Origin of the sequence: Streptomyces avidinii, from assembly GCF_045161815.1 — a bacterium.
GTDB lineage: Bacteria > Actinomycetota > Actinomycetes > Streptomycetales > Streptomycetaceae > Streptomyces > Streptomyces avidinii.
Map to the genome: position 1 here is coordinate 6,853,070 of NZ_CP108863.1, position 10,691 is coordinate 6,863,760.

The 10,691-nt window shown below is 72.2% G+C and carries 9 protein-coding genes; 4 read left to right on the forward strand and 5 right to left on the reverse strand.

What is annotated here, in order from left to right; genetic code table 11:
- Positions 1-45: 45 nt before the first annotated feature.
- Both OG373_RS30970 and OG373_RS30975 read left to right on the forward strand, forming a co-directional pair.
- Entirely contained in the window at positions 46-624 is a 579-nt protein-coding gene (locus tag OG373_RS30970) for a DUF4365 domain-containing protein (RefSeq protein WP_397739709.1), read from the forward strand.
- Positions 624-1,829, forward strand: coding sequence for a hypothetical protein (locus OG373_RS30975; RefSeq protein WP_405441621.1), 1,206 nt, complete (start codon positions 624-626; stop codon positions 1,827-1,829). Before OG373_RS30970 ends, OG373_RS30975 begins: the two co-directional genes overlap by 1 nt.
- Positions 1,830-2,072: 243 nt before the next feature.
- On the opposite strand, the gene OG373_RS30980 is transcribed toward OG373_RS30975, so the two are convergent.
- Together OG373_RS30980 and OG373_RS30985 are read right to left on the reverse strand one after the other, a co-directional pair.
- The gene (locus OG373_RS30980; protein WP_405441623.1) at positions 2,073-2,573 is read right to left on the reverse strand and encodes a DUF4232 domain-containing protein; all 501 of its coding nucleotides are present in this window, start codon (positions 2,571-2,573) and stop codon (positions 2,073-2,075) included.
- A gap of 10 nt (positions 2,574-2,583) precedes the next feature.
- Entirely contained in the window at positions 2,584-3,096 is a 513-nt protein-coding gene (locus OG373_RS30985; protein WP_405441624.1) for a GNAT family N-acetyltransferase, read from the reverse strand.
- 515 nt (positions 3,097-3,611) lie between these two features.
- Between OG373_RS30985 and thrS the strand changes: the two genes are divergently transcribed.
- The gene (thrS, locus tag OG373_RS30990) at positions 3,612-5,588 is read left to right on the forward strand and encodes a threonine--tRNA ligase (protein WP_030387175.1); all 1,977 of its coding nucleotides are present in this window, start codon (positions 3,612-3,614) and stop codon (positions 5,586-5,588) included.
- Positions 5,589-5,657: 69 nt separating this feature from the next.
- A complete protein-coding gene (locus OG373_RS30995; RefSeq protein WP_397733253.1) occupies positions 5,658-6,218 on the forward strand; it encodes an HIT family protein in 561 nt (186 codons plus the stop codon).
- Here the strand turns inward: OG373_RS30995 and OG373_RS31000 are convergent.
- The 3 genes from OG373_RS31000 to OG373_RS31010 form a co-directional block, all read right to left on the reverse strand.
- Positions 6,215-6,634: a DUF1992 domain-containing protein gene (locus tag OG373_RS31000; RefSeq protein WP_405441627.1), complete on the reverse strand. Its 420-nt coding sequence runs from the start codon at positions 6,632-6,634 to the stop codon at positions 6,215-6,217. The genes OG373_RS30995 and OG373_RS31000 overlap by 4 nt on opposite strands.
- Before the next feature lie 41 nt (positions 6,635-6,675).
- A complete protein-coding gene (locus OG373_RS31005; protein WP_405441629.1) occupies positions 6,676-8,343 on the reverse strand; it encodes a hypothetical protein in 1,668 nt (555 codons plus the stop codon).
- A gap of 141 nt (positions 8,344-8,484) precedes the next feature.
- A complete protein-coding gene (locus tag OG373_RS31010; protein ID WP_405444268.1) occupies positions 8,485-10,680 on the reverse strand; it encodes an elongation factor G-like protein EF-G2 in 2,196 nt (731 codons plus the stop codon).
- Positions 10,681-10,691 lie beyond the last annotated feature (11 nt).

The following is a 10,691-nucleotide window of genomic DNA, read 5'->3' on the forward strand; positions in this document are numbered from 1 at the left end:
CCAGCACCGCTCGCGGCAGAGCCCGCAAGGCATGGGGAGCCGGCCATGGCGCTCACACAGCCCGAACAGAGCGGGGTGCTGCACGAGGGGACAGGTCCGCGGACCGGAGCCCTGCGCGGCACGCTCGCCACCACCGCCTGCATGGAGACCCTCCAGGTGGGATACCTGCACGCCGTCGCGGCCGCCGCCGGCTGCTCGCTCTCCCAGCCCTTCCCCGACAACGGCATCGACTGGCACGTCTCCCACGGAGCGCCCGAACACGTCGTCGACGACGAGGTCACCATCAAGGTGCAGCTCAAGGCGACCTACCAGATACCGCCGCGGCCGGCCGGGGCCAGCTTCGGCTTCACCCTCGACAACGAACACCTGGTGAAACTGGCCCGGACGCCCGTCGCCGTCCACAAGATCCTCGTCGTGATGCTCGTACCGAGGGAGCGCGACCAGTGGCTCGCCGCCGGTCACGACCGGCTCGACCTGAGGCACTGCTGCTACTGGACCAACCTCGCCGGACACCCCGTGACCGGCCGGCGCCGCACCACCGTACGGATCCCCACCACGCGGATCTTCGACGACCGTGCGCTGTGCGAGATCATGACCCGGGTCGGGTCGGGAGGGACACCCTGATGAACCTGCACTCACCGCACCTCGAACCGCTCCCGTCCCCGCAGTACACCCCCGGCGGTCCCGATCCCGCACAGGTCGACCCGCAGGTACTGGGGGCCCTGCTGCAGCGGCACGGCTGGCTGCGGCGCGGCGGCGCGGCCGGCCGGTACGGGCGCTGGACCCCGCCGGGGCGCTCGGGCACCAGCCTTCTCGTCCCCGAGAGCCGCACCTTCCCCGACTGCGCGGACCTGCTGGAGGAGGCGCTCACCTCCCTCGCGCACGGCGGACTGCCCTCGGCGCGCGAGGTGCTCCTCGGGCTGAGCGTGCCCAGCGACGAGATCCACTGGGAACGCGAGATCCCGGAGGGGCCCCACGGCTTCCGGGGCGAGGCCGCCTGGCCCGTGCAGGAACAGCTCCGCTCGGCCGCCCGCCGGCTCCTGCTCGCCGCGGCCCTCGCCGACCGGGCCCGGGCCGGCTACTACGGGGCCCGGCACCAGGCGCAGGCCGAACACACCCTGGACCGGGTGCTGGTGGGACCGTCCCCGGGAGGGCGCCGACTGAGCGCGTACGTCCCCGTGGACGGGGGCCGGGGGCCCGTGACCCGGCTGCACCACGCCCTGCACGCGGCCCGCGAGGCCGTGGACTACCAGCGGGCCACGGGCGGTATGGAGGCCTTCGACGCGGCGGTGGCCGCCGGAGTCAGCCGGGAACTCGCCGAGGCGCTCATCGCCCTGGTCCGCGGCTCGGAGGGAGCCCGCATCGCGCTGGCCTGGGCCCCCGCGGCAGGCGTCCCGGCAGGCTGCGCGGCCCGGCCCGAGCCGGTGGAGTTCTCCCCGGGCGACCTGCCCGTACTGCGTGAGGCGGCGGCCCGCTACACCCGCGCGGAACCGGCCGTACCGGTCCGCCTCGCGGGGGCCGTCGTACGCATGCGGCGCAAGGCCGCCGGGGGAGGGGGCACGGTCCGGCTACGGGTGCTGGCCGGCGCGGAGGTCCCGTACGTCCGTGTGGCGCTCGACGAGGAGTCGTACCGCATCGCGGGCCACGCCCACCTGGTGGGCCTCCCGGTCCGGGTCACGGGCCGACTGCAACGACGGGGCGGCTTCCGGCGACTGTCCGACGCGGCGGACGTGACGCCCGTCCCGATGGACGAGGTCGAGCGGGACCGCCTGATGAAGTCCCTGGACGCGGCCTTCGACCCGGAGGACGTCCTGCCGTCCGACGACTAGTGCTGTGACCGGAAAGGTCCACCGGGTCGCGACGCCCGGCACGGCACCTCGCCGCGTTGTCGGACCACGGAAGTACGTCCAGTACGGCCCGCGGCCCTCCGCCTTGCGATACACCGCACCGGACGCCGCGACCCGGCAAACCTTTCCGGTCACAGCACTAGGCCGTCTCTCCCGGATCCTGCCGGGCACGGCACCGGACGCCGCGGACTCGGCCGACAGGATCCGAAAGAGACGGCTCAGGACTCAGCGGAAAGCGGTGGCGCGGACGGTGTTGCCGCAGAGGGCGAACTGGCCGCCGTCGGACGGCGCGACCTGGAAGCCCATGCCCGCGACGCCCACCACCAGCGAGGGGGCGACGGTCGGATCGGCGCCGGAGGCGCAGTAGCCGTCCGCCTCGCCGAGGACCGGGGTGAAGGTCAGGACCGTCGAGGCGCTCCCGCCCTCGGACAGCAGCACCGGCCGGGCCTGGCCCCGCGGGACCACGCGCAGCGGCGCGTTCCGGTCCGGGGAGCCCTGGCCCGAGAGAGCCACCGTCGGGAAGCCCCGCAGCACGCACGCCGGGCCGTCGTTGACCACCGTGAACCGCACCCGGTCGGAGTCCGTCCGCTCCGCGCCGGTGGCCGAGAGCTGCTCCCCGGTGCACGCGGCGACCGGCGCCGCCACCGCGGGAGCGCCGACGAGCAGTCCGCCCGCCAGCACGGCCGTCGCGGCGCCCAGGGCAGCCGCCTTCCCGGTAACTCTCATGGGTGTCACCTCATGCCAGGTCGGAAGATCCCCTTCCACCATCCCACGGGGCGTCTCCGGCGGCCCGGGCGAAGGAGGCCATGGTCAGCCCCGGTACGGGCGAGAAGTCCGGGCCGCGGCTGAAGCCGAGGCGCTCGTAGAGCGTCACGGCGGGGGCGTTCGCGGCGCCGGTCGTGACCACGACGGTCCGCCCCGCGAACGCCTCCGTCAGGGCGTGACGCAGCAGGAAGGAGCCGACACCGCGGCGGAACCGTCCCGGATCCACACACAGCCGATCGATGCAGATCCCCTCGCCCTCCTCTTCCCAGGCGAGGAAGCCGTCGAGGGAGCCGTCCCCCGAAAACGCTCCGAGCCAGTTCAGCGGGCGGGCCCTCATCTCGGCGAGGCTCTCGCCCAGCGCCGGGATGCCGTCGAAGCGGATGAGCTCCGCCTCCACCGCGTACGCGGCCCGTCCGATCCGGTGCACGCCGGCCGCGGTGGCGTCGTCGGTCAGGTCCAGCGGACGTATTTCTGGGCCGGGCATGCGGGTCCCTCCGGGGGAGTCGGGCGATCCGGGCCACGCTACCCGTGGCTCGTGCCGACAGCCCCGGAGTTTCGGGTGAGGAGACGCCCGGGGGGACCCCACCCCGCGGGCCCGCCTGCGGCTGCCCGGGCCGGAGCCGAGGCCTCCCGGTGGGGCGGGGACGCTCCGGGATGTCTCCTCGGCTCGCGAACCCCGCGCCGGACCGGCCTGCCGACCGGCGGTGGGTTCGCTCGACCTGCGGGGACATCCCGGAGCGTCCCCGCCCCACGGCCCGCCGCCCGGCCCGGCCCAGCCCAGGCCGGCCCGGCCCAGCCCAGGCCGGCCCGGCCCAGCCCAGGCCGGGCCGGGCCGGCCCAGCCCTGGCCGGCGCAGGCCGCCCGGCCGGGGCTCGGGCCGGGGGGCGGGAGGGCCCGGCGGGCGGGCCACCCGTAACCGTTTAGCGGCGCAGCCACTCCGCTCGGTACGATTCAGGCGCGCGGCGTTCGCCCGCGCATCCCCTGAGTCAGGAGAGACCGGTGTCAGACGTCCGTGTGATCATCCAACGCGATTCCGAGCGGGACGAGCGCGTGGTGGCCACGGGCACTACGGCGGCGGAGCTCTTCGCCGGCGAGCGCACCATCGTCGCCGCGCGCATCGCGGGCGAGCTCAAGGACCTCGCGTACGAGGTGAAGGACGGCGAGACCGTCGAGCCGGTGGAGATCTCCTCCGAGGACGGCCTGAACATCCTGCGCCACTCGACCGCGCACGTCATGGCGCAGGCCGTGCAGGAGCTGTTCCCCGAGGCCAAGCTCGGCATCGGCCCGCCGGTCCAGAACGGCTTCTACTACGACTTCGACGTGGCCCGGCCCTTCACCCCGGAGGACCTGAAGGCCATCGAGAAGAAGATGCAGGAGATCCAGAAGCGCGGGCAGCGGTTCTCCCGCCGCGTGGTCACCGACGAGGCGGCCCGCGAGGAGCTCGCCGACGAGCCGTACAAGCTGGAGCTCATCGGCATCAAGGGTTCCGCGTCGACCGACGACGGCGCGAACGTCGAGGTGGGCGGCGGCGAGCTGACCATCTACGACAACCTGGACGCGAAGACCGGCGACCTGTGCTGGAAGGACCTCTGCCGCGGTCCCCACCTGCCGACCACCCGGAACATCCCGGCGTTCAAGCTCATGCGCAACGCGGCCGCCTACTGGCGCGGCAGCGAGAAGAACCCGATGCTCCAGCGCATCTACGGCACCGCCTGGCCGTCGAAGGAGGAGCTGAAGGCCCACCTCGACTTCCTCGCCGAGGCCGAGAAGCGCGACCACCGCAAGCTCGGCAACGAGCTCGACCTCTTCTCCATCCCGGACGAGATCGGCTCCGGCCTCGCCGTCTTCCACCCCCGCGGCGGCATCATCCGCCGGGTGATGGAGGACTACTCGCGCAAGCGGCACGAGGAGGAGGGCTACGAGTTCGTCTACTCCCCGCACGCAACCAAGGGCGCCCTCTTCGAGAAGAGCGGTCACCTGGACTGGTACGCGGAGGGCATGTACCCCCCCATGCAGCTCGACGGTGGTACCGACTACTACCTCAAGCCCATGAACTGCCCGATGCACAACCTGATCTTCGACGCGCGCGGCCGCTCCTACCGTGAACTGCCGCTGCGCCTGTTCGAGTTCGGCACCGTGTACCGGTACGAGAAGTCGGGTGTCGTCCACGGCCTGACCCGCGCCCGCGGCTTCACCCAGGACGACGCGCACATCTACTGCACCCGCGAGCAGATGGCGGAGGAGCTCGACACGACCCTCACCTTCGTGCTCAACCTGCTGCGCGACTACGGCCTGACCGACTTCTACCTGGAGCTGTCCACCAAGGACCCGGAGAAGTTCGTCGGCTCGGACGAGGCCTGGGAGGAGGCGACCGCGGTCCTCGCACAGGTCGCCGAGAAGCAGGGCCTCCCGCTGGTCCCGGACCCGGGCGGCGCCGCCTTCTACGGTCCGAAGATCTCGGTGCAGTGCAAGGACGCCATCGGCCGCACCTGGCAGATGTCGACCGTGCAGCTCGACTTCAACCTGCCGGAGCGCTTCAACCTGGAGTACACCGCGCCCGACGGCTCCCGCCAGCGTCCGGTCATGATCCACCGCGCGCTGTTCGGCTCGATCGAGCGGTTCTTCGCCGTGCTGCTGGAGCACTACGCGGGCGCCATGCCGCCGTGGCTGGCCCCCGTCCAGGCGGTCGGCATCCCGATCGGTGACGGGCACGTCGAGTACCTGCAGGAGTTCGCCGCCGCGGCGAAGAAGCAGGGTCTGCGGGTCGAGGTGGACGCCTCCTCCGACCGCATGCAGAAGAAGATCCGCAACCACCAGAAGCTCAAGGTGCCGTTCATGATCATCGTCGGTGACGAGGACATGGCCGCCGGCACCGTCTCCTTCCGCTACCGCGACGGTTCGCAGGAGAACGGCATCGCCAAGGACGAGGCGCTGGCCAAGCTGGCAAAGGTCGTCGCGGACCGCGTCCAGGTCTGATCCGTCCAGGAGGGCCCCCGGGAATGATCACTTCCCGGGGGCCCTCCTCGTACGCGAAGCCAAGGTCATATGCTTGCCGCCATGACGACTCAGCCGGAGCAGCAGATCGGTGTGGGCACTCAGGACGCGTTCCAGCGTCTGTGGACGCCCCACCGGATGGCCTACATCCAGGGGGAGAACAAGCCGACCGGCCCGGAGGCCGGGGACGGCTGTCCCTTCTGCGGGATTCCGGAGATGTCGGACCAGGACGGCCTGGTCGTGGCCCGGGGCCGGCACGTGTACGCCGTGCTGAACCTCTACCCGTACAACGGCGGCCACCTGATGGTCGTCCCGTACCGGCACGTCGCCGACTACACGGAACTGGACGGGCCGGAGACGGCCGAGCTCGCCGACCTCACCAAGCGGGCGATGGTCGCGCTGCGCAAGGCCTCGGGTGCGCACGGGTTCAACATCGGCATGAACCAGGGCGCGGCCGCCGGCGCCGGCATCGCCGCGCACCTGCACCAGCACATCGTGCCCCGCTGGGGCGGGGACACGAACTTCATGCCGGTCGTGGGCCACACCAAGGTCCTGCCGCAACTCCTCGCGGAAACCCGCCAGATGCTCGCCGACGCCTGGCCCGTCGACTAGGCCGTGCCGCCGGTCCGGTCCGGGTGCGTTCGGCGCCAGGTGTCCACCTCGGCCTCGACGTCGAACTCGGTCAGCCCCAGGGGCGGACCCGGCGGGGGCATCCGCAGGGCCGCGCCGATCTTCTCGTTGATCTCCGTGAGGACGGCCCGTACCTGACGCTCGGAGCGGGCCGCCCGGACCTTCTCCACGGCGTCCTCGGCCTCCTTGCGCAGCGCGAGCGCCGGAGGCAGGACCGCGAAGCCCTCGCGGTGCAGCTTGCCCCGGATCCACCACAGCTCGTCGTAGGGCGCGTCCAGCGAGGCCAGCGGCTTCCCCCAGCCCGGCAGGTTCTCGAACTCGCCCCGCTCGGTCGCCTCCCGGATCTGCCGGTCCACCCAGGACTCGACGCTGACACCCGGTGGTTTGCGCTCGGTCATGGTCCCTCCTCCGGCCGCCCTTCCAGCCTACCCACGCGCCCCTACGCGTCGTAGACGTCGGCCTTGCGCGGGGAGGGCTCCTGGACGAGCCCGCTCATGATCGAGGAGCGGTTGGTGAAGCGGTCGGTGTCGACGCCGTTCTCCTCCAGCACCTTGAAGGTCGCCGCGTGGATCGACCGCAGCACCGGGGCCACCGTGCGCAGGGCGTCGTCCGCCATGAACCGGTGCCGCCACATCGAGCTCGCCCAGACGTGGCGCAGGCCGAAGGGCTCGGGCAGGACCAGCTTGCCGCCGAGGAACTCCAGGATCGGCGGGTACCAGGTCAGCGGGGCCCGCACGGCGAGGCGTACCACCTCCTGCACGTCCACCAGCGGCAGCGGGCGCTCCACGGTCTCCCAGAACCGGATGCTCTTGGGCACTTCCACGGTCGGGGCCTTGGACTTGCTGGTGAACAGGCCGTGTACGGGGCCCAGGGCGTGCGCGGTGACGTCCACGCGCAGCGTCTTGTAGAGCACGGTGACGGTGACCAGCATGTTGATGACCAGCTGGCCGTCCCAGAGCGGGTACTGGATGCCCAGGTAGTGCCGGTTGCCGGCGCTGAACTGCTGCTCGTTGCAGATCCGGGTGATCTCGTGCGGCTTGATGAGGAAGGCGTCGACGTTCTCGCCGGTGGGGCGGGCGACCTCGCCCGCGCCCTCGCCGATCGGGGTGACGATCCAGTGCTGGATCGCGGCGGGCGGGAAGCCGCCGGTGTGCAGGGGGCCCCGCTCCAGCTTGCGGAGCTGGGCGTCGATCCCGCGTATGACGTCCCAGCTGCGGAAGGGGTGGATCTCCATCCCCTCGCTCTTCGGGGCCAGCTCCTCGGCCATCTGCCAGCTGCCCCAGCGGGTGCCCATGCCGAGAATGCCCTTGGGGCCCGCGTAGAAGACCTGGTTGCTGCGGTTTTCCGCGGTCAGCTTGGCGAGCTGGTGGCGCAGTTCCTCGCGCGCCTTCTCGTCGGGGTTGCCGGGTACGGCCTCCGGGATCTTGGCGCCGACCCCGCCGCCCGACAGCAGCCCGTCCCAGCGGGCGCGCAGGTCCCTGGCGGTGGCCTCGCAGGTGCGGCGGGCGAGCAGCCAGCCCAGGGCCGGGGCGATGATCATGCCGCGGGCGTAGAGGCCGAGGAAGCCGGTCAGCGGCAGCCGGAACATCAGCACGGCCACCACGACGCCGACGCCGACCAGGAGCACGGTGCCGATCCAGGAGCTGCCCCGGCCCTCCCGGGAGGCCAGGGACTTGCGGAGCTGGAACAGCCCCAGCCACAGCAGCAGCCCGGGCAGGAACAGCACTCCGCAGACCAGCATGATCAGCCGGAGCCTGCGGTCGCGCTCCTTGCGGATGTGCGAGGCGGCCAGGCAGTGCTCCACCACCGTCTGCGGATCGCCGCCGAAGGACTGGATCAGCGGCTTGCGGCCCGGACCGAGGGCGCGGGCCTCCACGGCCCGGCAGAAGGCCTCGCCGAGGCTGGGCTCGAAGAGGGAGATCTTCGGGGGCTTGACCGTGGCCGGGTGGTTCTCGCTGTTGGCGCCGAGTATGTCTGCGAGTTTGGAGTCCTTGCCGCCGTCCCGGTACGCGGCCGAGGCGAGGGCGTTGGTCGCCGCCGTCTGCCCACCGCCACCCTGCAGCGGGACCTGCGCTCCGGGCCTGAAGTCGAAACCGTCGTCCGCCACCGCTGCCCCCATCGCTGTGCGTTCGTGCTCTTTTGGTGCGCCGACGAGCCTATCGGCGGATCTCGCCCCATGGTCATGGGACAGGGAAATGCCGCCCACCGCAAGCGGGTTGGGTGGGCGGCCGACCCGGTGTCACTCCTGTCAACTTCCCTTCTCGGCCTGTCCGCGCACCTTTTCCGCGATCTGCGGCGGCATCGGTTCGTGGCGTGCGTACGCCCGGGCGAAGCGGCCGGTGCCGTGCGAGACGGAGCGCAGCTCGACGGCGTAGCGGCCGATCTCGATCTCGGGGATCTCGGCGCGGACCCGGGTGCGCCCGGGACCGGCCTGGTCGGTGCCGACGACGCGGCCCCGGCGGCCCGCCAGGTCGCTCATGACCGGGCCGACGTACTCGTCGGGGACGAGGACGGCGAGCTCGGCGACCGGTTCGAGCAGTTCGATCCGGGCCTCGGCGGCGGCCTCGCGCAGCGCGAGGGCCCCGGCGGTCTGGAAGGCGGCGTCGGAGGAGTCCACCGAGTGCGCCTTGCCGTCGAGGAGGGTGACGCGCACGTCGACGAGCGGGTAGCCGGCGGCGACCCCGCGGGCGGCCTGCGTGCGTACGCCCTTCTCCACCGACGGGATGAACTGGCGGGGCACGGAACCGCCGACCACCTTGTCGACGAACTCGATGCCGCTGCCGGGCGGGAGCGGTTCCACCTCGATCTCGCAGATCGCGAACTGGCCGTGCCCACCGGACTGTTTCACGTGCCGGCCGCGCCCGGCCGCCTTGGCGCCGAAGGTCTCGCGCAGGCTCACCTTGTGCGGGACGGGATCGACCTGGACGCCGTAGCGGGTGCGCAGCCGCTCCAGGGCGACGTCCTGGTGGGCCTCGCCCAGGCACCACAGGACGACCTGGTGGGTGTGCGGGTTCTGCTCCAGCCGCATCGTGGGGTCCTCGGCGACGAGCCGGGCCAGGCCCTGGGAGAGCTTGTCCTCGTCGGCCTTGCTGTGCGCCTCGATGGCGAGGGGCAGCAGGGGGTCGGGCATGGTCCAGGGCTCCATGAGGAGCGGGTCGCCCTTGGCGGAGAGGGTGTCGCCGGTCTCCGCACGGGTCAGTTTGGCCACGCAGGCGAGGTCACCGGCGATGCACCGGGTGAGGACGCGCTGCTGTTTGCCGAAGGGGGAGGAGAGGGAGCCGACCCGCTCGTCGACGTCGTGGTCCTCGTGTCCGCGGTCGGCGAGGCCGTGCCCGCTGACGTGGACGGTCTCCTCGGCCTTCAGGGTGCCGGAGAAGACGCGGACGAGGGAGACGCGGCCGACGTAGGGGTCGGAGGAGGTCTTGACGACCTCGGCGACGAGGGAGCCGTCGGGATCGCAGGTGACGGCGGGCCGGGCGGAGCCGTCGGGGCGGGTGACGGGGACGGCGGCGCGCTCCAGGGGGGTGGGGAAGCCGCCGGTGACCAGTTCGAGGAGCTCCACGGTCCCCAGACCCTGGCGGGCGCCGTCGGCGGCGGGGGCGGCCATCAGGACCGGGTGGAAGGTGCCGCGGGCCACCGCCCGCTCCAGGTCGTCGACGAGGGTCTTGAGGTCGATCTCCTCGCCGCCGAGGTAGCGGTCCATGAGGCTCTCGTCCTCGCTCTCGGCGATGATCCCCTCGATCAGCCGGGCGCGGGCGTCGGTGATGAGGGCCAGCTCGGCGGGGTCCGGGTCGCGCTCGACGCGCTCGCCCGAGGAGTACTCGTAGACGCGCTGCGAGAGCAGGCCGAGCAGGCCGGTGACGGGGGCGTGCCCGTCGGGGCCGGCCGGGCCGTGCAGGGGCAGGTAGAGGGGGATGACCGCGTCGGGGTCGTCGGCGCCGAAGATCTCGCCGCAGACGGTGGTCATCTGCGTGTAGTCGGAGCGGGCGGCCTCCAGGTGGGTCACGACGATGGCGCGGGGCATGCCGACGGCCTCGCACTCGTCCCAGACCATGCGGGTGGCGCCGTCGATCCCGTCCGAGGCGGAGACGACGAAAAGGGCCGCGTCCGCGGCGCGCAGACCGGCCCTGAGTTCCCCGACGAAGTCGGCGTATCCGGGGGTGTCCAGGATATTGATCTTGATTCCGCCCCATTCGACGGGGACGAGGGACAGCTGGACGGAACGCTGTCGGCGGTGCTCGATCTCGTCGTAGTCGGAGACGGTGGCACCGTCCTCGACGCGGCCGGCCCGGTTGACCGCTCCCGCGGTCAGGGCGAGGGCTTCGACCAGAGTGGTCTTGCCGGATCCGCTGTGGCCGACCAGCACGACATTCCGGATGGAAGAGGGGCGGTCGGCCGTCAGTGCCCTGCCGGCGGCTCCGGCTTGGTGTGATGTGGCTCCCATGATGCTCATGC

What these genes read in the sequence shown, in the direction of transcription:
- OG373_RS30970 (WP_397739709.1), top strand. Translation starts at nt 46, where the DNA reads ATGGCGCTCACACAGCCCGAACAGAGCGGGGTGCTGCACGAGGGGACA.
- OG373_RS30975 (WP_405441621.1), top strand. Translation starts at nt 624, where the DNA reads ATGAACCTGCACTCACCGCACCTCGAACCGCTCCCGTCCCCGCAGTAC.
- OG373_RS30980 (WP_405441623.1), bottom strand. Translation starts at nt 2,573, where the DNA reads ATGAGAGTTACCGGGAAGGCGGCTGCCCTGGGCGCCGCGACGGCCGTG.
- OG373_RS30985 (WP_405441624.1), bottom strand. Translation starts at nt 3,096, where the DNA reads ATGCCCGGCCCAGAAATACGTCCGCTGGACCTGACCGACGACGCCACC.
- OG373_RS30995 (WP_397733253.1), top strand. Translation starts at nt 5,658, where the DNA reads ATGCTTGCCGCCATGACGACTCAGCCGGAGCAGCAGATCGGTGTGGGC.
- OG373_RS31000 (WP_405441627.1), bottom strand. Translation starts at nt 6,634, where the DNA reads ATGACCGAGCGCAAACCACCGGGTGTCAGCGTCGAGTCCTGGGTGGAC.
- OG373_RS31010 (WP_405444268.1), bottom strand. Translation starts at nt 10,680, where the DNA reads ATGGGAGCCACATCACACCAAGCCGGAGCCGCCGGCAGGGCACTGACG.